This window comes from Streptomyces sp. NPDC005566 (genome assembly GCF_040605575.1).
Lineage (GTDB): Bacteria > Actinomycetota > Actinomycetes > Streptomycetales > Streptomycetaceae > Streptomyces.
The window spans coordinates 197,304-217,886 of sequence record NZ_JBEXDB010000007.1 but is presented as its reverse complement, the minus strand read 5'-3'; the positions used below and the strand labels follow the sequence as shown (position 1 = coordinate 217,886).

Genomic DNA, 20,583 nt, shown 5'->3' with positions numbered 1-20,583 from the left:
GGCTAATGTGTGCTGCGTACGGCGCGGTTCACCGCGCAGAGACGGACCGTCGGAGGGACATAGCCGTGGAGGTCAAGATCGGGGTGCAGCACACGCCCCGGGAGATCATTCTGGAGAGCGGGCTTTCCGCCGAAGAGGTCGAGAGCGCGGTCGGCGAGGCGCTCAGCGGCAAGGCGCAGCTGCTCAGCCTCACGGACGACAAGGGCCGCAAGGTTCTCGTACCGGCCGACCGGATCGCGTACGTGGAGATCGGCGAGCCCAGCACCCGACGGGTGGGGTTCGGCGCGCTGTAGGTCGCGCGACCCGAGAGACAGCGGAAGAGGCCCGGCGGACGACATCCGCCGGGCCTCTTCCGCTGTCCCCGTTTTCCCGTCCCAACCGTTTCACCACCGGTTTTCCCCCGGAGGGGTTTCCCGGGGGCAGGGGAGGGTTGCATTCCGCGGCCCCGGGTAATACCGCCTACGACCGATCTGACCGCCGCGCAATCAAGCGAGGTGACACTCTGTGCTCTGGGAATCCATCAGCTCCGTCGTGCTCGGACTCGCCCTGTCCTGGGTCGCGCTCCGCCGGCTGCCCGGCCGGCTCCCGTCCCCCCGCACCGTGCTCCTCACCGGGGCGCTCGGGGCCCTGTTCGGGGCGTATCTGACGCACTCGGCACTGGGCTCCGGCCATGTCCTGGCGACACTGGTCGGCGCGGTGCTGGTCGGGGCGGTGACCCTGTCGCTGCTCATCCGCCCGCGCCGCAGCCGGCCGGTCCGGTCCGCGGCGGCCCAGTAGCGGCGTCAGGGCCCAGCGGGGTCGTCGCTCAGGCCGCCAGGCCGAGTGCGGCCATCCGCTTGGTGTGGGCTTCGGTGATCCTGGAGAACATCCGGCCGACCTCGGCCAGGTCGAAGCCGTCCGCGACTCCGCCCACGAGCATCGTCGACAGGGCATCGCGGTCGGCGACCACCCGCTGGGCCTGGGAGAGCGCCTCCCCCATCAGCCGCCGGGCCCAGAGCGCGAGCCGGCCGCCCACACGGGGTTCCGCCTCGATGGCGGCCCGTACTTTCTCGACCGCGAAGTTGCCGTGGCCCGTGTCGTCGAGCACGGACAGCACGAGGGAGCGGGTGTCTGTGTCGAGGCGGGCCGCGATCTCACGGTAGAAGTCGCTGGCGATCGAGTCGCCGACGTACGCCTTGACGAGGCCCTCGAGCCAGTCCGAGGGGGCGGTCTGCCGGTGGAAGTCGTCCAGGGCTTTGGCGAACGGCTCCATGGCCGCCGTCGGCTCCTCCTCGATCGCGGTGAGCCGGTCCGTCAGCTGCTCGAAATGATGGAATTCGGCGGACGCCATCTTTGCCAGTGCCGCCTTGTCGCCGAGTGTCGGCGCGAGTTTCGCATCCTCGGCGAGCCGCTCGAAGGCCGCCAGTTCGCCGTAGGCGAGCGCGCCCAGCAGATCCACGACTGCGGCACGGTACTGCGGGTCGGCGGACGCGGTGGCCCAGTCCTGGGCGGCGATCCCGGTGGGTGCGGGGGCTTCGTCGGATGCTTCAGTGGCGTTGTCAGGCGTCTCCATGGAGCGCAGAATAGCCCGCCCGCCCCGGGACGGAAGGGCCTGGTCAGCCGGAGACATCACACCGTTCCGATGAATTCGCCCAACACACATGCGCGAATCCGGGGTACAGTGGTATTGCGCTTACTGAGCATTGTCATGTGCCAGAAGCGCGACCTTGAATGAGGATGCCCGGTCGGTGGCCCGATCGGCTCCGACCCGACAGCCCTCCACGCGGTATGTGCGACACGTACGACCGCAGATGAGGGGCCCCCTCAGCGGCACGAGCGCTCGAGCGACGGCAGTGGTCCCGCGCCACCCGGCCCATCCACGGCCGGATGACCAACCCCGGCACGGTACGACCCCCAGCGTTCGCCTCGGGCCGCGTCTCACAGAAGAGGCAGCACCCTGACTACCTTCCGCGACCTCGGAATCCTTACCGAGACGGCCGAAGCCCTTGAGGCCGTCGGCATCACGTCCCCCTTCCCCATCCAGGAGATGACGCTCCCCGTAGCGCTCTCCGGGTCCGACGTCATCGGCCAGGCCAAGACCGGCACGGGCAAGACGCTCGGTTTCGGTCTTCCGCTCCTGGAGCGTGTGACCGTCCCCGCCGACGTCGAGTCGGGCCGCGCCGCGCCGGAGAAGCTCACCGACGCGCCGCAGGCTCTCATCGTCGTCCCCACCCGCGAGCTGTGCCAGCAGGTCACCAACGACCTGCTCACCGCCGGCAAGGTCCGTAATGTCCGCGTTCTCGCGATCTACGGCGGCCGGGCGTACGAGCCCCAGGTCGAGGCCCTCAAGAAGGGCGTCGATGTGATCGTCGGCACCCCGGGCCGTCTGCTCGACCTCGCGGGCCAGCGCAAGCTCGACCTCTCGCACATCCGCGTCCTCGTCCTCGACGAGGCCGACGAGATGCTCGACCTGGGCTTCCTGCCCGACGTCGAGCGCATCATCACGATGCTGCCGCCGAAGCGCCAGACGATGCTGTTCTCGGCCACCATGCCGGGCGCTGTCATCTCCCTCGCGCGCCGCTACATGTCGCAGCCGACGCACATCAACGCCACGTCGCCCGACGACGAGGGCACGACCGTCAAGAACACCGCGCAGCACGTCTACCGCGCGCACAACATGGACAAGCCGGAGATGCTCTCCCGCATCCTCCAGGCCAACGGGCGCGGACTGGCCATGGTCTTCTGCCGTACGAAGCGCACGGCGGCCGACATCGCCGACCAGCTGGAGAAGCGCGGTTTCGCGTCCGGCGCGGTCCACGGCGACCTCGGCCAGGGTGCCCGTGAGCAGGCACTGCGCGCGTTCCGCAACGGCAAGGTGGATGTCCTCGTCTGCACCGATGTCGCCGCGCGCGGTATCGATGTCGAGGGTGTGACCCATGTCATCAACTATCAGTCGCCGGAGGACGAGAAGACCTACCTCCACCGCATCGGCCGTACCGGCCGTGCGGGTGCCAAGGGCATCGCGATCACGCTGGTCGACTGGGACGACATCCCGCGCTGGCAGCTGATCAACAAGGCCCTGGACCTGAAGTTCCCGGACCCGGTCGAGACGTACTCCACCTCGCCGCACCTGTACGAGGACCTCGACATCCCCGCAGGCACCAAGGGTGTTCTGCCGCGGACCGAGCGGACCCGTGCGGGTCTGCGGGCCGAGGAGCTCGAGGACCTCGGCGAGACCGGCGGTCGCGGCCGCAAGTCCGCCGCGACCGCCCCCGCCCCCCGTGAGGAGCGCGCCCCGCGCACCCCGCGTCAGCGTCGTCGCACACGGGCCGGCAGCGCGTCCGAGGAAGGCGCCGTCACCGTGCCCGCGCCGTCCACGGAGGCCGGCGAGGAGCAGGCGGAGGCGCGCACCCCGCGCCGCCGTCGCCGTGCCCGCGTCGGCGCCCCCGAGGGCGTCGTGGAGTCCGCGGTGGCAGTGGCCGAGGCTCCGGCCGCACCTGCTGTCGTCGAGAGCGCCGTGGCCGAGGCCGAGCCGGAGGCCGACGCGAAGCCGCGCCGCCGCCGCGCCCGGACCACCACCGCGAAGGCGGTCGCCGAGACGGTGACGGTGGCCCCGGCCGCCGAGCCCGTGGTCGACTTCCAGACCGTGGCCTCCGCCGCACCGGTGGCGGAGCCCGTCACCAAGCCCCGCCGCCGTGCCCGTGTCGTCAGGCCGGTCGTCGACGAGGTCGACTTCCAGATCGCTCCGGCGTCCGAGCCCGTGCCCGACACCAAGGCCCGCCGTCGGCCCCGTGCCGCCGCCAAGCCGAAGACCGAGGCGGTGGCAGCCGCTCCGGCCGCCACCGAGGAGGCCGCGGAGACGAAGCCGCGCCGTCGCCGGCCGCGTGCCGCCGTGAAGGCGGAGGCCGGAGTCTCCGAGACCGTGGCGAGCGTCGCCGTGGCCGGGGACGAGGCTCCTGCGAAGCCGCGCCGTCGTCGTGCCCGCGCGACGACGGCCGCCGCCGAGACGGCGACGACCGAAGGCTGATCACTCGGGCCCGTCCCGTACGGCCCCGGTTCCCGCACCTGCGGGGACCGGGGCCGTACGCGTTCCCGGGCGCGGTACCGCCACCGGCGATAACCTCGCCCCATGAGCCGGCCGCCCACCTTCGCCCCGCCCCCCTGTGCCCGTGCCCGCATGCTGCGTACCGCGCGCGGGGACTTCGCCGTACTGGACGCCGCACCGCGTACCGGAGCGCACTCGACCGCCCTTCTGCTGCCCGGGTACACCGGCAGCAAGGAGGACTTCATCGCCCTGCTCGAGCCTCTGGCGGATGCCGGGTTCCGAGTGGTGTCCGTCGATGGCCGCGGCCAGTACGAGACCGAGGGAACGGACCGTCAGGACTCTTATAGGCAGGTGGAGTTGGCTCGTGATGTGCTGGCCCAGGCCGCTGCGCTCACCGGCCCGGACGGCTCCGCCGCAACCGGCGCGATCCATCTGCTCGGGCACTCCCTGGGCGGCCAGATCGCCCGCGCCGCGGTGCTGCTCGACGCCTCGCCGTTCCGTTCGCTGACCCTGATGTCATCCGGACCGGCCGAGATCGCCCCCGCCCAGCAGAAGAAGGCGCAGCTGCTCAGCGACGCTCTGACCCGCTGGAGCATGGCCGACGTCTGGCAGGCCATGCGCGCCCTCGATCCGCCCGAAGACGCGGACACCGGGGACGGCGAGGACCTGCGTCGCCGCTGGATGCGCCACCACCCCGCGCAGCTGATCGCCACGGGCGCCCAGCTCTCGGCCGAGCCGGACCGGGTGGCCGAGCTCGCCGCCCTGCCCCTGCCCGTGCACGTGGTGTCGGGCGAGGTCGACGACGTCTGGCCCGTGCCGCTGCTGGACGACATGGCGCGGCGGCTGGGTGCGCGGCGCACCGTGATCGAGGGAGCCGAGCACTCCCCCAACACGGCCAGGCCGGAGGTGACGGCGGCGGCGCTCGTCTCCTTCTGGAACAGCCCCTGATCTCCGGTACGGCGTCGGCCGGAGGTCAGTACTGGGCCTGCAGGTGCTGCCAGAAGCCGTCGCGCAGCGCTCGCCGCAGATGCGCGTGGCCGCGCAGCGAGTGCTGGAGCAGCCGCTCTGCCTCGACGAGCAGGTCCTGGTCGACGGAGCCCGGCAGATAGGGGTGCCCCGGCAGCAGGTCGGCGAGGGACTCCCGGCCGCGCGAGGAGAGCCAGGTGGCGGCGATCTGAGCGCCGACGAAGCGGACGTCCTCACGGGCCGGTGCCGGGCTGTCGTCCTCGTACATCGTGACGGGGCGCCGGGTCACGTACGGTTGGCAGAAGTCGAGGTCGAAGGTGCGCTGGCTGTCGACCTCCCAGAGCAGGGGCTCGGCCTGGTTGCGGCCTTCGCCGGCCTCGATGCCCCAGAGGTGGACGCGGGCCCCGTAGCCCTGTGCCGCCTCGACGGCCGAGACCAGGTCCTCGTCGCCGCCGACGAGTGCCGCATCGCTGATGGCCCGGTGCCTGGCCAGCGACTCGAGGTCGGTCCGGATCAGCGAGTCGACGCCCTTCTGCTGGTTGTTGGCGTTGAGGTTGCCGAGTCTGACCTTGACGTCGGGGAGCTCCGCGATGGACTGCTGCTCGACGGTGTGGATCCTGCGCCTGGCCCCGTCGTACCAGTAGACGCGCAGCAGCCTGCTGTCCGCGAAGATCGTGCGGGCCTTGTCGATGAAGGCCTCGATCAGCCCTTCGGCGTCGAGATCGAAGGAACGGCGGTCCTCGGTGCCGGTGACGAGCAGCCCGGCCGCGGCGTACACGTAGCCCGCGTCCACGAAGATCGCGTGGGTGGAGGGCGTCTTGGACACCTCCGCGAGCACGCGCTGGAGCAGCTCGTTCGTGCGGTCCAGTTGCTCGCGGATGCCTGGTCCTTCGTCCGGCCGCGTGTCCGCGTGGTTCATGCGGTCCTCATTGTCTGCGCATGCTCAGTTACTGAAGGGTACTTAGACATCCAAAAAATTTCCTTAGCGTAGGGAATGTTTGTAGAGGGCAAGCCGTTGTACCCCCTGTGGAGCGCGAGACGCAGACGCCTTGCGCTCTTCATCCTTGCGGACGGCCAGCCCGTCCTCCCCAGTAGTTCTCCAGCAGGAGGATCAGACGAAGGGAAGCCATATGCGCTTCGAGATCATGCGACTCGACGATGTCGACGGTACCGCCGTGGACAGCACCGTCGTGGACGCCGCCTCCGTCAACCGGATCGTGCAGCAGGCTGCGGCAATAGGCCAGCGCATCTACATCCGGCCGGCCGACAGCTCGGCTTCGTAACGCCTTACACCGCTTTGCGCCGTTGAAGAGAAGCGCCCCCGCACGGAAGGTCTGTGCGGGGGCGCCGTGCTGTCCGGATGCGTCAGGAGTTCTGGATGACCTGGGTGACCCCGTTGATGATCTGCTGGACGGCGATGGCCGAGAGCATCATTCCGGCGAGCCGGGTCACCAGGACCACACCGCCGTCCTTGATCACACGGATGATCAGCAGCGAATAGCGCATGGTCACCCAGAGCACGACGTGCATGGCGATGATCGCCGACCACACCGAGAGCTGACCGGCCGCGTCGTCCGCGTGCTGCACCGCCAGAATCACCGACACGATGGCACCGGGCCCTGCGAGCAGCGGCATTCCCAGCGGGACGAGAGCCACGTTGACGTCCTTGGTCTGCGTCGGCTCGTCCGTCTTGCCGGTGAGCAGGTCCAGCGCGATCAGCAGCAGGAGCAGCCCGCCCGCGATCATCAGCGCGGGAACGGAGACATGCAGGTAGTCGAGGATCTGCTGACCGAGCAGACCGAAGACGGCGATCACCCCGAAGGCGACCGCGACCGCCTGCAGAGCCATCCTGCGCTGCACCTTGGCGGGGCGGCCCGCGGTGAGGGCCAGGAAGATCGGGGTGATTCCGGGGGGATCCATGATCACGAAAAGGGTGAGAAAGAGGGATCCGAAGACAGCGACGTCGAACACAGTGAGCCTTGCGAGAGAAGAGCGGGCCGAACAGAGGTGCGCATGTCCGGGGCCGGGAGGACGGCCGGACGCTGCGAGGGGGCGACAGGGGTGCCGCCGGAGACAGGAAGGAGGTGCGTGCGGGAGGCGCGTTACGCCCGGCGGGGCCCACCGGCTCCCGGCACCGGGAAAGCTCCCGTGGCGCGCCGGGTGATCTCCCCGTAGATCTCGGGATCGGTGGTGTACTCCCCGAGCCGTACGGTCTTGCGGGTGCCGTGGTAGTCGCTGGACCCGGTGGGCAACAGCCCCAGGTCGCCCGCGAGGCCGCGCAGCCGGGCCCGGGTGGGCACGTCGTGGTCCATGTGGTCCACCTCGATGCCGTCGAGCCCCGCGGCCGCCAGACGGGCGATCGCCGCCTCGGGCACCACGTCGCCGCGCTTGACGGCGAGCGGATGGGCGAGGACGGTGACGCCGCCCGCCGCCTTGACCAGCCGGATCGCGTCGAACGGGTCGAGTTCGTGCTTCTCCGCGTAAGCCCGTCCGCCGTTCGCGAGCCAGGCCGGCGTGAAGGCGTCGGAGACCGTGTCGACGACACCGAGGTCCACCAGCACGGTGGCGATGTGGGGACGGCCCACGGAGCCGTCCCCGGCGATCCGCGCGACCTGCTCCCAGGTGACCGGGACACCGAGTTCCCTGAGCTTGACCACCATCGCCCGGGCGCGCGGCACCCGGTCGTCCCGCACGAGCTCGCGCTCGCGCGCCAGTTCGGGCTCCGAGGGGTCGAAGAGGTACGCCAGCATGTGCAGGCCGATGCCGTCGATGCGGCAGGAGAGTTCGGCGCCGGTGACGAGCGTGAGGCCCTCGGGAAGGGCGGCGGCGGCTTCCGCGTGCCCGCCCACCGTGTCGTGGTCGGTGAGGGCGACGACGTCCAGGCCCGCCGCCGCGGCACGGGCCACCAGCTCGGCGGGGGTGTCCGTGCCGTCCGACGCGGTGGAGTGGGTGTGCAGATCGATGCGCACGACGCGTACTCCAGGGCGGGCTGCGGACAGGGGGACGGTCAAGGATAACCGCCGGGCGCGCCCGGCCCCGTCGCCGCGACCCCGGTCAGGGCGGCGTGAGCAGCCGGGGCGTGAGCGCCCCGCACGGGAGGAGGTCCACCTCCGCGCCGGCGTCGCGCAGATCGGTCAGCACCAGTTCGTCGTACATCAGGAGCCCGGACTGTTCGGGCCAGAGGATCGCCCAGAGCCACAGACCGCGTGCTTCGCCCGCGAAGACCGCCCGGTCGTCCGGGGCGTCCTTGACGTGCCACAGCGGGGTGGGGCGTCCTGCGGCGTGCACCTTGGCGTCCGGTGCGCCCTCGACACCGAATCCGGCACCGGGGTCCAGGCCCTCGATGCCCGCGTAGCGCGCGCCGAGCCCTACGCCGAGCTCCTCGGCGACGAGCAGCAGCTCGCCCATGCCTCCGAGCGGACCGGGGCCGGAGCAGGCCACAGCGGTCGCCCGGCCGCCGCTGCGGTCGTCACCGGCGTACGCCACGCCCGTGAACAGCCAGCCGACCGGGAGCGGCCACGGCATCCACACCGGCACCTGTGCCCGGTGCACCACCACGCCCAGCGCCTCGACACTGGGTGGGATCACCGGCTGCATCGGGTGCACCTGGCCGTGCACGGGGCACTGCCAGGAATCGGCGAACAGACCGGGCGCCCTGACCCGGCCACCGCACTTCGGGCAACTGGGTTCGCCCCTCATAGGGCCCAACGGTCCTCCTGGGTCGTCGCCGCGTCAAGGACGATCACCCGTCCGCAGCGCGGCGACCCGGTGGACCCGGTCAGTCCAGGGGTACCGAGGAACGCAGCGGGTCACGCAGATCCGTCCCGTGGGACAGCCAGCGCTCCTGCAGTTCCTGCGCCCCCCTGACCCGCTTCCAGGCCGCCTCGTTGTGGGTCATCGGCAGCAGCGGCAGGAAGTGCACCGGGTCCATCGGTTCGTCCAGTTCCAGGTCCTCGACCAGACCGCCCGGCTCGGCCACGAGCACGGAGTTGAACGGCGCCCCGGACCACAGCGGTTGGCCGAGGTCCAGCGACGCGCCCGGAGCCACGATCAGTCCCTCGACCTGCGGGGAGGCGGCCAGCACGGCGAGCGGCCGCAGCACCTGGTCGGTGTCGGCGAGGCCGGCCCGTACCGACAGGACCAGTTCCGCGCGCGGGCCCTTCACCGGGTCGGCGAGGGGCGAGGTGGGGTCGGCCATCGGCTGTCCGGACATGCCGAGCGTGGCGTAGCGCACCACGTCGCCGTCGATGAAGCGGAGCACCTCGATACGGTCCGTGCCGAGGAACGTCACATCGGCGCGTGCGTCCGGTTCGCCCAGGGCCGTACGGAGCCGGGCCTCGACCAGAGCAAGAATTTCTCCCATGCCGCGAGCATAGAACGCGTTTCGAACGGGCAAAGGTACGGATTGGCCCCGGGGTGGCTGATAGCCTGGGCCGTCGGCCGGGACAGCACGCCAAGCGATGCTCTCAGTCCCGGTACACGTGATCCCCCACGGGGGACCGGCCGGAGGAGGTGGGGCTGCGGTGGATCCAAGTCGACCGTGCAGTACCAACCGCTCTTCCGCACGACGCCTACCTTCTGTGGTCTGACGCCCTCCCAGGACGTCCTCGCGGCAGTTCGCGCAACGGAAGAGCCCCTCGTTTTTGCCTGTCTGTAGCGAACGCCGTCATCGCGCCTGCGCGGTGCCGCCCGCTTTGCGGACGTGAGCGCACGTCCCCATTCCGGGCTGTTCCACGCCCCCGCCGACGGCCCTCCGTGAAGGAGTCAGCCTTGTCGATGATCCGCGACCTGCGCGCCGCCGTGCGCCCGTCCCTGCGCAAGAGCAACACGCCGTACAACAGCTACGACACCACCCGCGACCCGACCGTCTCCAGTGCGGTCGTCGACTGCGCGGTCTACCAGGGCGGACGCCGGCTCGCGGCCGACGTCTGCCAGACCCCGCACGAGGCGATGCTGCGCGTGCGCGAGGAAGGCGGATTCGCCTGGATCGGCCTGCACGAGCCGACCGAGGAGGAATTCGCCGGTATCGCACGGGAGTTCGGTCTCCACCCGCTCGCCGTCGAGGACGCCGTCCACGCCCACCAGCGGCCCAAGCTGGAGCGGTACGACGACACGCTGTTCACCGTCTTCAAGACCATCCACTACGTCGAGCACGCCGAACTGACCGCGACCAGCGAGGTCGTCGAGACCGGTGAGGTGATGTGCTTCACCGGGCGGGACTTCGTCATCACCGTCCGGCACGGCGGACAGGGCTCGCTGCGCGCCCTGCGCCACAGGCTCCAGGACGACCCGGAGCTGCTCGCCAAGGGCCCGTCCGCCGTGCTGCACTCCATCGCCGACCATGTGGTCGACGGGTACATCGCGGTGGCCGCTTCGGTGCAGGACGACATCGACGAGGTGGAGATCGATGTGTTCTCCACGCCGGCGAAGGGCGGTCCGCGCGGTTCGGACGCGGGCCGGATCTATCAGCTGAAGCGCGAGGTACTGGAGTTCAAGCGCGCCGTGTCGCCGCTGCTGCGGCCCATGCAGCTGCTGAGCGAGCGCCCGATGCGGCTGATCGATCCCGACATCCAGAAGTACTTCCGCGATGTCGCCGACCACCTCGCCCGCGTGCACGAAGAGGTCATCGGCTTCGACGAGCTGCTCAACTCGATCCTTCAGGCCAATCTGGCGCAGGCGACGGTGACGCAGAACGAGGACATGCGCAAGATCACGTCCTGGGCCGCCATCATCGCGGTACCGACGATGATCTGCGGCGTGTACGGCATGAACTTCGATCACATGCCGGAGCTGGAGTGGACGTACGGCTATCCGGTGGTGATGGGCGTCATCGGAATCGTCTGCTTCACCATCCACCGCAGCCTCAAGCGCAACGGCTGGCTCTAATAGAGTTCGGGCATGACTGCTGCTGACGTGTTGCTGGGCCGGGCTCTCGTCGAAGAGGCCACCAAGAAGTCCGGCCTGATCTGGGTGCGGGGCACCGGCCCCGCCCGGGCCCTGTGGCACGTCTGGCACGAGGCCGCGGCCGTGCTCGTCGGCGACGGGCCCGGGGAGCAGCCGCTCCCCGAGGGCCTCGTGGACGGCGGCGCAGCCGAAGTGACCGTGCGCAGCAAGGACAAGGGCGGCAGGCTCGTCGCCTGGACCGCTGCGGTCGCCGTGCTGGAACCGCACTCCGAGGAGTGGGAGGCGGCGGTCGCCGAGCTCAAGGGCAAGCGGCTGAACGCACCGGACGCCGAACAGATGACCGACCGGTGGGCGCGGGAGTGCCGGGTGGTACGGCTGACGCCGGGCGCCTCCCGTACGGAGGTGCCGGACGGCTCCCTGGCCGCTGCTCCGCTGCCCACCGGGGCGACCACGCGGCGGCCCGCGCCCGCCGCGCTTCCCCGACTGCTGCTCAAGCGCCGCAGGAAGAACTGACGAACCGGCCGGGGAGGGCCGGCGGAGGGCGCCGCGCTCAGCCGGAGGACTTGGGGAGCTGGCCGCCGTAGTCGACGGTGGCACTCTCGGGCGGCGCCTCCAGCGGGAAGGCCTTGCCCCAGTCGGCGAGGGTGACGATGCCGCCGCCCCCGCCACGCGCCACGCGCAGCGGATACGGGGTGCCCTCCAGGGAGACGTCGAGCGCGCCGCCCTCACCCTCTCCACCCATGATCTGCACGGTACGAACCCCGCCGATCGTGTCGCGGTCGCCCTTGTTGACCTTCCCGTGCAGAGCGAGCATGCCGTCGAGCAGCGTCTTCTTCTCCGTGAAGCCGCGCAGCTGCTTGTAGGTCGGGTCGTCCTGCGGGACCTTCACGTACTTGCCCTGCAGCTTGTCCGCGGCGGCCCGGTCGCCCTCGTTGTCGCCGTCGCCCGTGTCCGCGTGGTTCCAGAACCCCGCGTCGGCCTTGAGGAAGAGCTCGTCACCGATCCGCAGCAAGGCGAACGTGCTCTGCTTCGAGGTGACCGATCCGGTGCCACCATCGGCGCTGAGCTGCATGTTCAGGGTGTACGTGCCCCCCTTGCTGACCAGCTTGCCGGTGAGCCTCACCGCGTCCGAGGCGTCCGCGGCGGCCCGCGCCTTGCCGTCGATCTGGACTGCGGTCAGCTTGCCGACACCGTTGGTCCCCTTGTCCGGGTCCTCTCCGGCGCAGGCCGTGAGCGCGGCGGTCAGGCCCGCGCAGAGCACCACGGCGAGAGCGGTCCGGCGATGGGCCCGGACGGCCGGGGCGGAAGAGGTCACGGGCGCACTGCCTCTCGTCTGTGTGTCGGGGGGTGGCAGACGGCAGCGTACCTGTGCCGCGTACGCCAATCGGCAGTGCGCCGTACGGACGGGTCCACCGGCGCACACCGTCGCGGTACGGGCTAGCCTGATCACGCAAAGGAGGGCGTGAGGGACTTCAGGGAGGCGCACAGGATGGCAGCAGGCGCTCCTCGTGTCTTCGTCTCGCACCTCTCCGGTGTGCCGGTCTTCGACCCCAACGGCGACCAGGTCGGCCGTGTCCGCGATCTGGTGGCCATGCTGCGCGTCGGCGGCAAACCGCCGCGGCTGCTCGGGATGGTCGTCGAAGTGGTGAGCCGGCGGCGGATCTTCCTGCCGATGATCCGGGTGACGGGCGTCGAGTCGGGCCAGGTCATCACCACCGGAGTGGTCAACATGCGGCGCTTCGAGCAGCGCCCGACCGAGCGACTCGTTCTCGGCGAGATCCTTGACCGGCGGGTGCACCTGGTCGAAACCGACGAGGAGGTCACCGTCCTCGATGTCGCGATCCAGCAGCTGCCGGCCCGCCGCGACTGGGAGATCGACAAGTTCTTCGTACGCAAGGGACGCGGCGGCGCGCTGCGCCGCAAGGGCGAGACCCTGACCGTGGAGTGGTCCGCCATCAGCGGCTTCTCGCTGGACGAGCACGGCCAGGGTGCCGAGAGCCTGGTCGCCACCTTCGAACGGCTGCGTCCGACGGATGTCGCCAACGCCCTGCACCACCTGTCGCCCAAGCGCCGGGCCGAGGTCGCCGCGGCCCTGGACGACGACCGGCTCGCGGACGTACTGGAGGAGCTCCCCGAGGACGACCAGGTGGAGATCCTCGGCAAGCTCAAGGAGGACCGCGCGGCGGACGTCCTGGAGGCGATGGACCCGGACGACGCGGCCGACCTGCTCTCGGAGCTGCCGGAGGCGGACAAGGAACGGCTGCTGGCGCTGATGCGGCCGGACGACGCCGCCGACGTACGCCGCCTCATGTCGTACGAGGAGCGGACCGCGGGCGGTCTGATGACGACCGAGCCGATCATCCTGCGCCCGGACGCGACGGTCGCGGACGCGCTGGCCAGGGTCCGGCAGCAGGACCTCTCCCCGGCGCTGGCCGCGCAGGTGTACGTCTGCAGGGCACCGGACGAGACCCCGACCGGCAAGTACCTGGGCACCGTGCACTTCCAGCGGCTGCTGCGCGATCCACCGTTCACGCTGGTCAGCTCGCTCATCGACAGCGACCTCGTACCGCTGACGCCGGACACCCCGCTGTCGGCCGTGACCAGTTTCCTGGCCGCGTACAACATGGTCTCCGTTCCCGTGGTGGACGAGACCGGGTCGCTGCTGGGCGCGGTGACCGTCGACGACGTGCTCGACCACCTGCTGCCCGAGGACTGGCGCGAGACCGACTTCCAGGGCGAGGAGGGGATCGCCGATGGCCGGTGAGGACCGCCCGAGAGCCGCGTCGACCGGCGCGTCGGGCCTCGTACGCCCCCCGCGGCCCCGGCTCGACCAGCCGAAGGCCCCGCGGCGCCGGCTGCTGCCGGAGTACGACCCCGAGGCGTTCGGCCGCTTCTCGGAGCGCATCGCCCGTTTCCTGGGTACGGGACGGTTCATCGTCTGGATGACGCTGATCATCATCCTGTGGGTGGTGTGGAACATCTTCGCGCCGGAGAAGTTCCGGTTCGATCAGTACCCGTTCATCTTCCTGACCCTGATGCTGTCCCTCCAGGCCTCGTACGCGGCCCCGCTGATCCTCCTCGCGCAGAACCGCCAGGACGACCGTGACCGGGTGACCCACGAGCAGGACCGCAAGCAGAACGAGCGGTCGATCGCGGACACCGAGTACCTCACCCGCGAGATCGCGGCGCTCCGGATGGGTCTCGGCGAGGTCGCCACCCGGGACTGGATCCGCTCGGAGCTGGAGGCCATGGTGAAGGACATGGAGGAGCGCCAGGTCCTCTTCCAGGTCGAGAGTGACGAAGGCGACCGCTGAGGGGCTACCCGCGCGTAGGCACCGGCGCCGTACCATCGTCCTATGGCTACGGAAGACGCGGTGCGTGAAGCACTGGCGACAGTGAACGACCCGGAGATCCACCGACCGATCACCGAGCTGGGCATGGTGAAATCGGTCGAGATCGATCCTGACGGTGTGGTCGCTGTCACCGTGTACCTCACGGTTTCCGGCTGCCCGATGCGAGAGACGATCACCAAGAACGTGACCGACGCGGTGGCCCGCGTCGAGGGCGTGTCGCGGGTCGAGGTCACCCTTGACGTGATGAGCGACGAGCAGCGCAAGGAGCTCGCCTCCTCGCTGCGCGGCGGCACGGCGGAACGTGAGGTGCCGTTCGCCAAGCCCGGCTCGCTGACGCGCGTCTACGCGGTCGCGTCCGGCAAGGGCGGCGTCGGCAAGTCCTCGGTGACCGTGAACCTCGCCGCGGCGATGGCGGCCGACGGACTCAAGGTCGGCGTGGTCGACGCGGACATCTACGGGCACAGCGTGCCCCGGATGCTCGGCGCGGACGGCAAGCCCACCCAGGTCGAGAACATGATCATGCCGCCGTCGGCGCACGGCGTGAAGGTGATCTCCATCGGCATGTTCACCCCGGGCAACGCCCCGGTGGTGTGGCGCGGGCCCATGCTGCACCGCGCGCTGCAGCAGTTCCTCGCCGACGTGTACTGGGGCGACCTGGACGTCCTGCTGCTCGACCTGCCGCCGGGCACCGGTGACATCGCGATCTCCGTGGCACAGCTCGTGCCGAACGCCGAGATCCTCGTCGTCACGACCCCCCAGCAGGCCGCCGCCGAGGTCGCCGAGCGGGCCGGGTCCATTGCCGTGCAGACCCATCAGAAGATCGTCGGCGTCGTCGAGAACATGTCGGGGATGCCGTGCCCGCACTGCGACGAGATCATCGACGTGTTCGGCTCGGGCGGTGGCCAAAGGGTCGCCGAGGGACTGACGAAGACGGTGGGCGCCGAGGTGCCGGTCCTGGGCACCATCCCGATCGACGTGCGCCTGCGCGAGGGCGGCGACGAGGGCAAGCCCGTCGTGCTGTCCGACCCGGACTCCGCGGCCGGCGCCGCACTGCGGTCCATCGCGGAGAAGCTGAGCGGCCGTCAGCGCGGCCTGTCCGGCATGTCGCTGGGGCTCACCCCGCGCAACAAGTTCTGAGCGGTCCACGGGTCAGGGGCGGCACCTCTTCGGAGGCGCCGCCCCTGACCGCTGTCGCCTACGGCTGTCCGCGCGACGCCGCGCGTCCGCTCGCCGCCTCGCGCTCGCTCAGTTGTCGTACGCGGCGATGTCGCCGACCACGGCGAAGCCCAGGCCGTAGGCGCTCATCCCGCGTCCGTACGCGCCGATGTGCACCCCGTCGGGCGCCGAACCCGCCAGCACCCAGCCGAACTCGGACTCGCGGTAGTGGAACTCCACCGGCAAGCCGTCCACCGGCAGGGAGAGCGTCGACCACGGCGCCTCGCCCAGGTCGTCGGCGAGTTCGAACGCGGTCTCGGTCTGCTGGTTCAGCCATTCGTTGCGCAGGGTGTGGTCCATCTGCGGAGGCCATGTGCAGGCCAGCAGACCGGAGCCCGCCAGCCAGGCCGCCGAGGATACGGTGGTGGCGTCCAGCACACCGGTGCCGTCACCACTGCGCCGTACCGGACTGCTGGCCACCGTCACGACCACCGCGAAGCGAGCCTTCTCGGCGCCCGCGTCGGCCCGCACCACCGGCTCCTCGCCGTGCCCGGTGGAACCGTGCTGAACGGTGCCGTCCGCCGAGGCGGTGACCTGCATCAGCCAGCGCGGACCGGTGAACGCCCCGTCCAGCCCGTACCAGGGGAACGGCGCCTTGAGATAGCCGTCGACAGTACGCCGGGTCGCCGGCACCCCCTCTGCGGTGACTGCGCTGGGCGCGTCTTCCGCCCCTACCCGACTCGTCGTCTCCATCTGTCCGGCCGCCTCCTCGATCTTCACTGATCCGGAGCGGCCCTCCCCCCGTGGGCATGGGCAACCTCGCAACCGGACAGATGGAGAATAGCCATACCGTCCGGACGAGTCGGGATTGACCGGTCTCAGGTGGCGTCTGCGTCGAAGGGCGGACGCTCGTCCTTCGCAGGCTGGGCAGGCTTCTTGAGCAGATCGGGCGCGGAGCCACCGGCCGACGCGCCGACGGCGGACGCTGCCGCAGCACCGGCGCCGGATGCGGAGGACGCGCTCTCACGGCCGTTCACCGCGTCGGTGACGTCGGCCATCTCCTTGCGGAGGTCGAAGCTCTCGCGGATCTCCTTGAGCCCCAGGTCGTCGTTGCCGTCCATGAGCTGCTTGCGGACGAAGGTCTTGGGATTGAGATCCTCGAACTCGAAGTCCTTGAACTGCGGGCCGAGCTCCGAGCGGATGTCTTCCTTGGCGCTGTCCGAGAACTCACGGATCTTGCGGATGGTGCGCGTGACGTCCTGGATGACCTTCGGCAGCTTCTCAGGACCGAATACGAGCACGGCAAGAACCACGAGCGTCAGCAGCTCGAGTGCGCCTATGTCATTGAACACCTTGCTGCTCCTCGTGTTCTCTGCGTGTTCTCCGCGGTTCTCCGCCACCAGGTCGTCAGGGGCCCGGACCGGCTCCACGGTACCCGGCCGAGCTGTCCGGGCGGTACCTGCCGGTGGCCGTCAGGTGCCGCTCGCCGAGCCGAGCGTCAAGGTCATGGACAGCTCTTTGCCATCCCGGGTCAGCCGGAGGCCGAGCCGGTCGCCCGGCCGGTGGGCACGAATCTTGACGATCAGTTCCTCGCCGCTGTGCACACGCCCGCCCTCCACCTCGGTGATGATGTCGCCCGGCTTGATGCCGGCCTTGTCGGCGGGACCGTCCGCCGTGACCGCGGACCCGCCGTCGGCACCCTTCCCGCCGACCTTGGCTCCGTCGCCGGTGAACTTCATGTCCAGCGTGACGCCGATCACCGGGTGGGTGGCCTTGCCCGTGTTGATCAGCTCTTCGGCGACGCGCTTGCCCTGGTTGATCGGTATCGCGAAGCCGAGGCCGATGGAGCCGGACTGCCCGCCGTCGAGGCCTGAGCCGCTGTCGGCGCCGCGGATGGCGCTGTTGATCCCGATGACATGGGCCTCGGAGTCGACGAGCGGGCCACCTGAGTTGCCGGGGTTGATCGGGGCGTCCGTCTGCAGGGCGTCGACATAGCTGACGTCCGAGCCGTCGCCCTTCTCGCCGCCCGCGGTGATGGGCCGCTGCTTGGCGCTGATGATGCCGGACGTGACCGTGTTGGACAGGTCGAAGGGAGCGCCGATGGCCACCACCGGATCGCCGACCTGCACGTTGTCGGAATTCCCCAGGGGCAGGGGCTTGAGGCCCGACACACCGGTCACCTTGACGACAGCCAGGTCGTAGCCGCTGTCCTTGCCGACGATCTCGGCGGCCGCGGTCTCTCCCCCGCTGAAGGTGACGGTGATGTCCCCGTTGGAACCCGCGGGGGCGACCACGTGGTTGTTGGTGAGGATGTGGCCCTTTTTGTCGAGTACGAAGCCGGTGCCCGTACCGGACTCGGCGGATCCGCTGACGTGCAGGGTCACCACGCTGGGCAACGCGCTGGACGCGATGCCCGCGACACTGTCGGGCGCCCGGCCTCCGCTGTCCCGGCCGGCCTGCGGGAGCTCGACCGTGGTCAGACCCCCGTTGCGCTCGGCGTAGGCACCGATGCCGCCGCCGATCCCGCCTGCGACGAGAGCGAGCAGCGCGGCACCGATCAGGGCGGTTCCACGGCGGCGCCTGCGGGGCTGCGGGTCGGCGCCGAGGGGCGGGCCGGCGTGCGTGAGTGGCTGCTGGGGCGCACCCCACGGGTCGTAGCGCAGCCACTGGGAGGTCTGCGGCTGGAGCTCGTGCTGGGCGGGGTGGGGCTGCTGCGGCTGCGGGGACGCGCTGTGGTGATGCTGCTGCGGCACCGCATGGGGCTGGGTCCGGGGCGGGGCTGCGTACGCCTCACCGGGGCCCTGGGCGACAGGTGCCGGGGCGTGGAGGGGTGCCGGTGCCGCAGTGTGGAGAGGTGCCGGTGCCGTGGCGTGCAGGGGTGCCGGTGCTGCGGCCTGGAGGGCCGTCCCTTGCCCGTTCGTCCCCGCGTAGGGCGGGGGGACCGGAGTGCCGTGCGCCGGGGTCGGCACCGGGCGCTGCACGGGCGGCGCGGGCGCCCACGGGCCCGGGCCGCCGTAGGGCGGGGTGCTGTACTCGTCGGGAGCGTGCAGCGGCTGTGCACGGGGGGCCGGCGCCTCGACGGGCGCAGGCGGCTCGGCGAGCGGAGGCGCGGGCGGCTCGGCGACTGCGGGGGCGGGCCGGGGTGCTGCTTCGGCCGCCGGCTCCGGTGACGTCCCGTGGACCACGGTGCCCTCGGCCGCGACGGACGTCGAGTCCTCCGGCTCGGCAGGGACAGCACGTCCCGTCGAGGGACGGCTCCACCACTTCGCCTTCGGCCCGCTGGGCTTTCCGTCGTCCATGCTCTCCCCGCAACTGGCCTCTGCACGCCCCCACAGGGGCGTCCCTCCCGGAATTCAACCAGGTTTGCGAATCCGTGCGCAGGGTCCCCGTCAGCGCAAGGGGGAAAGCGGCATCGCGTAGTCACGGAGCTGCGGCGCGGCCGTCGCCGTGGGCGCCGGCTTCGGGTCCGCTCCCCCACCGAGCGCGGCCGAGAAGAGCGGGCCGGCGTCGGTCGGGCGTATCAGCGGCGGAACGCTCACGTTCAGCACCGGGTACGTGTACGAGTGCCCGCTCAGCATCGTGGTGCTGAGCATCGACGGCGCGGCGGCGAGCACCGGGCGGGCGGATGACGACGGGGCGGGGTGCGAGGGCGCGGCGGCAGTGGCCGGGCCGACCGCGAGAGCACCGCCGCCACCGCGGCTTGCCGCAGCACTGGCACTGCCGGTCCGTGCGTCGGCGTCGAGCGGCGTCACGTTGTTTCCTGAGCCCTCCGCGCTGAACGGCGCGTCGGGCCCCTGGTCCAGGGGCAGGGCGCCGCCGAGCGCAATGGCCGCCAGCGAGACGGCACTTGCCGCGGCGAACGCGAAGCGTCGGGCACGCCACGGCGAACGGTCGGCCTCGCGGCCCACGTCGTGGATGCGGAAGGTCGATGCTGCCGGGCCGCCCGGCAGTACAGCGGTGGAGCCGTGCGCGGTGGGGAGGTAGCCGAACCCGTCCAGCGGTGAGGACCCGGGGGTCGTTCCCGGGCGTGCGCCGGGGTGCTGCAGTTCAGGGAAGAGTCCCTCCCCGAAGCGCCGTCCACTGCCGAAGGGGCGGCTCGGGCCGTCGTCGTCACTCCCGGGGCCCCCGGGAAGGCCCTGCAGACGGGCAAGGAACCCCTCGGAGGGCGAGGGAGGGGTGGCGGTCGCGAAGGCGCTCTTCAGCCGCCGCTGGGCGTCGGCCTCGGCCTTGCACCTGGAACAGGTCGCCAGGTGGGCGAGGACCCGCTCCCGGGCGTCGTGTTTGAGCTCGCCGTCGACAAGCGCGGCGAGGCGGTCCCCCAGATGCTGCTCCGCGGGGGTCGGACCTGTGGCGCTCACGCCGATCCGCCCTCCCCTGCCAGGACCGCGTCCGCCAGCGAACGCTGCTCGGCGCGGGCCTCCGGCGAACGGTGCTGCAGCGCCTTGCGCAGGTGCGAGCGGCCTCGGTGGATACGGCTGCGCACGGTCCCGAGCTTCACGCCGAGCGTGGCGGCGATCTCCTCGTACGAGAGGCCCTCGATGTCGCAGAGGACGACCGCGGCACGGAACTCGGGCGCGAGGGTGTCCAGCGCCTGCTGGACGTCCGCGTCGAAGTGGGTGTCGTTGAAGACCTGCTGCGGGGACGGCTCCCGGCTCGGCAGCCGCTCCGCGGCGTCGTCACCCAGGGAGTCGAAACGGATCCGCTGCTTGCGGCGGACCATGTCCAGGAAGAGATTCGTCGTGATCCGGTGCAGCCAGCCCTCGAAGGTACCGGGCGTGTACGTCGACAGCGAGCGGAAGACACGGACGAAAACCTCTTGCGTGAGGTCTTCGGCGTCGTGCTGGTTTCCCGTCAGCCGGTAGGCAAGGCGGTACACGCGACCGCTGTGCGTGCTGACGATCTCTTCCCATGAGGGCGGGGTCCACGCCTGAGAATCCGCATCTGAGGCGAAGGTCGCGGTCGGTGCGGAATCGTTGGAAGAACGGTCAGCAATGTTGGTCACGGATTTCGGCTCACCAGCTGACCTGAGAAAGCGCCGCAGCACTCCTCCCCGATCCACAGGCGCAGCCGCACCTCCCCTATCGGCTCCGGTGGTGTCCAGTGGAGCCCCTACCATAGCCACCTCGCCTGTTAGCTCCGGATAAGCCTTTTTATCTGCCGGTGCCCGGGCGTACCCGGGAA

At 70.8% G+C, this 20,583-nt stretch carries 22 protein-coding genes; 10 read left to right on the top strand and 12 right to left on the bottom strand.

The window, feature by feature from the left end; genetic code table 11:
* The first annotated feature begins 65 nt into the window (after positions 1–65).
* The gene (locus ABZS61_RS13600) at positions 66–293 is read left to right on the top strand and encodes a DUF3107 domain-containing protein (RefSeq protein ID WP_329207656.1); all 228 of its coding nucleotides are present in this window, start codon (positions 66–68) and stop codon (positions 291–293) included.
* A 211-nt stretch (positions 294–504) separates the two neighbouring features.
* Positions 505–777, top strand: a complete 273-nt coding sequence (locus ABZS61_RS13595) for a hypothetical protein (protein WP_356419024.1) — start codon at positions 505–507, stop codon at positions 775–777.
* Positions 778–805: 28 nt separating this feature from the next.
* Here ABZS61_RS13595 and ABZS61_RS13590 read toward each other — a convergent pair whose 3' ends face one another.
* Complete coding sequence (locus tag ABZS61_RS13590; protein ID WP_356419021.1) at positions 806–1,552, bottom strand: ferritin-like fold-containing protein; 747 nt, start codon at positions 1,550–1,552, stop codon at positions 806–808.
* Between the two features lie 474 nt (positions 1,553–2,026).
* Between ABZS61_RS13590 and ABZS61_RS13585 the strand changes: the two genes are divergently transcribed.
* Positions 2,027–4,006, top strand: coding sequence for a DEAD/DEAH box helicase (locus ABZS61_RS13585; RefSeq protein WP_356419018.1), 1,980 nt, complete (start codon positions 2,027–2,029; stop codon positions 4,004–4,006).
* A gap of 102 nt (positions 4,007–4,108) precedes the next feature.
* The gene (locus ABZS61_RS13580) at positions 4,109–4,972 is read left to right on the top strand and encodes an alpha/beta fold hydrolase (RefSeq protein ID WP_356419015.1); all 864 of its coding nucleotides are present in this window, start codon (positions 4,109–4,111) and stop codon (positions 4,970–4,972) included.
* Positions 4,973–4,997: 25 nt separating this feature from the next.
* Here ABZS61_RS13580 and ABZS61_RS13575 read toward each other — a convergent pair whose 3' ends face one another.
* Positions 4,998–5,909, bottom strand: coding sequence for an NYN domain-containing protein (locus ABZS61_RS13575; protein ID WP_356419012.1), 912 nt, complete (start codon positions 5,907–5,909; stop codon positions 4,998–5,000).
* Between the two features lie 211 nt (positions 5,910–6,120).
* Between ABZS61_RS13575 and ABZS61_RS13570 the strand changes: the two genes are divergently transcribed.
* Positions 6,121–6,273: a hypothetical protein gene (locus ABZS61_RS13570; RefSeq protein WP_093692475.1), complete on the top strand. Its 153-nt coding sequence runs from the start codon at positions 6,121–6,123 to the stop codon at positions 6,271–6,273.
* A gap of 82 nt (positions 6,274–6,355) precedes the next feature.
* Here the strand turns inward: ABZS61_RS13570 and ABZS61_RS13565 are convergent, their stop codons facing one another.
* The 4 genes from ABZS61_RS13565 to ABZS61_RS13550 form a co-directional block, all read right to left on the bottom strand.
* Positions 6,356–6,961, bottom strand: a complete 606-nt coding sequence (locus ABZS61_RS13565; RefSeq protein ID WP_329207670.1) for a MarC family protein — start codon at positions 6,959–6,961, stop codon at positions 6,356–6,358.
* A 131-nt stretch (positions 6,962–7,092) separates the two neighbouring features.
* Positions 7,093–7,959, bottom strand: coding sequence for a PHP domain-containing protein (locus ABZS61_RS13560; RefSeq protein ID WP_356419007.1), 867 nt, complete (start codon positions 7,957–7,959; stop codon positions 7,093–7,095).
* A gap of 85 nt (positions 7,960–8,044) precedes the next feature.
* The gene (locus tag ABZS61_RS13555; protein WP_356419004.1) at positions 8,045–8,689 is read right to left on the bottom strand and encodes a DUF6758 family protein; all 645 of its coding nucleotides are present in this window, start codon (positions 8,687–8,689) and stop codon (positions 8,045–8,047) included.
* Between the two features lie 79 nt (positions 8,690–8,768).
* Complete coding sequence (locus ABZS61_RS13550; protein ID WP_356419001.1) at positions 8,769–9,353, bottom strand: suppressor of fused domain protein; 585 nt, start codon at positions 9,351–9,353, stop codon at positions 8,769–8,771.
* 407 nt (positions 9,354–9,760) lie between these two features.
* Between ABZS61_RS13550 and ABZS61_RS13545 the strand changes: the two genes are divergently transcribed.
* Positions 9,761–10,876, top strand: coding sequence for a magnesium and cobalt transport protein CorA (locus tag ABZS61_RS13545; protein WP_356418998.1), 1,116 nt, complete (start codon positions 9,761–9,763; stop codon positions 10,874–10,876).
* Positions 10,877–10,888: 12 nt separating this feature from the next.
* Positions 10,889–11,407 carry a hypothetical protein gene (locus ABZS61_RS13540; RefSeq protein ID WP_356418995.1) on the top strand — a complete coding sequence of 173 codons (519 nt, stop codon included), beginning with the start codon at positions 10,889–10,891 and terminating at the stop codon, positions 11,405–11,407.
* 37 nt (positions 11,408–11,444) lie between these two features.
* Here ABZS61_RS13540 and ABZS61_RS13535 read toward each other — a convergent pair whose 3' ends face one another.
* Entirely contained in the window at positions 11,445–12,209 is a 765-nt protein-coding gene (locus ABZS61_RS13535) for a hypothetical protein (protein WP_356418992.1), read from the bottom strand.
* 174 nt (positions 12,210–12,383) lie between these two features.
* On the opposite strand from ABZS61_RS13535, the gene ABZS61_RS13530 reads away from it, so the two are divergent.
* The 3 genes from ABZS61_RS13530 to ABZS61_RS13520 are packed head-to-tail and all read left to right on the top strand — an operon-like array spanning position 12,384 to position 15,384.
* On the top strand, positions 12,384–13,658 hold the full coding sequence (locus tag ABZS61_RS13530) for a CBS domain-containing protein (RefSeq protein WP_356418989.1): 1,275 nt from the start codon (positions 12,384–12,386) through the stop codon (positions 13,656–13,658).
* Entirely contained in the window at positions 13,648–14,208 is a 561-nt protein-coding gene (locus ABZS61_RS13525) for a DUF1003 domain-containing protein (RefSeq protein ID WP_356418985.1), read from the top strand. The genes ABZS61_RS13530 and ABZS61_RS13525 overlap by 11 nt, the downstream gene beginning before the upstream one ends.
* Positions 14,209–14,250: 42 nt before the next feature.
* Positions 14,251–15,384: an Mrp/NBP35 family ATP-binding protein gene (locus ABZS61_RS13520; protein WP_356418982.1), complete on the top strand. Its 1,134-nt coding sequence runs from the start codon at positions 14,251–14,253 to the stop codon at positions 15,382–15,384.
* A gap of 108 nt (positions 15,385–15,492) precedes the next feature.
* Here ABZS61_RS13520 and ABZS61_RS13515 read toward each other — a convergent pair whose 3' ends face one another.
* The 5 genes from ABZS61_RS13515 to sigE form a co-directional block, all read right to left on the bottom strand.
* On the bottom strand, positions 15,493–16,155 hold the full coding sequence (locus tag ABZS61_RS13515) for a hypothetical protein (RefSeq protein ID WP_356418979.1): 663 nt from the start codon (positions 16,153–16,155) through the stop codon (positions 15,493–15,495).
* A 125-nt stretch (positions 16,156–16,280) separates the two neighbouring features.
* Positions 16,281–16,754: a sec-independent translocase gene (locus ABZS61_RS13510; protein WP_356418976.1), complete on the bottom strand. Its 474-nt coding sequence runs from the start codon at positions 16,752–16,754 to the stop codon at positions 16,281–16,283.
* A 120-nt stretch (positions 16,755–16,874) separates the two neighbouring features.
* Positions 16,875–18,701: a trypsin-like peptidase domain-containing protein gene (locus tag ABZS61_RS13505; RefSeq protein WP_356418973.1), complete on the bottom strand. Its 1,827-nt coding sequence runs from the start codon at positions 18,699–18,701 to the stop codon at positions 16,875–16,877.
* A 90-nt stretch (positions 18,702–18,791) separates the two neighbouring features.
* Positions 18,792–19,760 carry a zf-HC2 domain-containing protein gene (locus tag ABZS61_RS13500; protein WP_356418970.1) on the bottom strand — a complete coding sequence of 323 codons (969 nt, stop codon included), beginning with the start codon at positions 19,758–19,760 and terminating at the stop codon, positions 18,792–18,794.
* Positions 19,757–20,518, bottom strand: a complete 762-nt coding sequence (gene sigE / locus ABZS61_RS13495; protein WP_356418967.1) for an RNA polymerase sigma factor SigE — start codon at positions 20,516–20,518, stop codon at positions 19,757–19,759. The genes ABZS61_RS13500 and sigE overlap by 4 nt, the downstream gene beginning before the upstream one ends.
* Between the last annotated feature and the right edge of the window lie 65 nt (positions 20,519–20,583).

Coding starts and splice junctions, on each gene's coding strand:
- ABZS61_RS13505 (WP_356418973.1), bottom strand. CDS start 18,701: ATGGACGACGGAAAGCCCAGCGGGCCGAAGGCGAAGTGGTGGAGCCGT.
- ABZS61_RS13590 (WP_356419021.1), bottom strand. CDS start 1,552: ATGGAGACGCCTGACAACGCCACTGAAGCATCCGACGAAGCCCCCGCA.
- ABZS61_RS13540 (WP_356418995.1), top strand. CDS start 10,889: ATGACTGCTGCTGACGTGTTGCTGGGCCGGGCTCTCGTCGAAGAGGCC.
- ABZS61_RS13575 (WP_356419012.1), bottom strand. CDS start 5,909: ATGAACCACGCGGACACGCGGCCGGACGAAGGACCAGGCATCCGCGAG.
- ABZS61_RS13525 (WP_356418985.1), top strand. CDS start 13,648: ATGGCCGGTGAGGACCGCCCGAGAGCCGCGTCGACCGGCGCGTCGGGC.
- ABZS61_RS13580 (WP_356419015.1), top strand. CDS start 4,109: ATGAGCCGGCCGCCCACCTTCGCCCCGCCCCCCTGTGCCCGTGCCCGC.
- ABZS61_RS13550 (WP_356419001.1), bottom strand. CDS start 9,353: ATGGGAGAAATTCTTGCTCTGGTCGAGGCCCGGCTCCGTACGGCCCTG.
- ABZS61_RS13520 (WP_356418982.1), top strand. CDS start 14,251: ATGGCTACGGAAGACGCGGTGCGTGAAGCACTGGCGACAGTGAACGAC.
- ABZS61_RS13555 (WP_356419004.1), bottom strand. CDS start 8,689: ATGAGGGGCGAACCCAGTTGCCCGAAGTGCGGTGGCCGGGTCAGGGCG.
- sigE (WP_356418967.1), bottom strand. CDS start 20,518: ATGGTAGGGGCTCCACTGGACACCACCGGAGCCGATAGGGGAGGTGCG.
- ABZS61_RS13530 (WP_356418989.1), top strand. CDS start 12,384: ATGGCAGCAGGCGCTCCTCGTGTCTTCGTCTCGCACCTCTCCGGTGTG.
- ABZS61_RS13515 (WP_356418979.1), bottom strand. CDS start 16,155: ATGGAGACGACGAGTCGGGTAGGGGCGGAAGACGCGCCCAGCGCAGTC.
- ABZS61_RS13570 (WP_093692475.1), top strand. CDS start 6,121: ATGCGCTTCGAGATCATGCGACTCGACGATGTCGACGGTACCGCCGTG.
- ABZS61_RS13585 (WP_356419018.1), top strand. CDS start 2,027: ATGACGCTCCCCGTAGCGCTCTCCGGGTCCGACGTCATCGGCCAGGCC.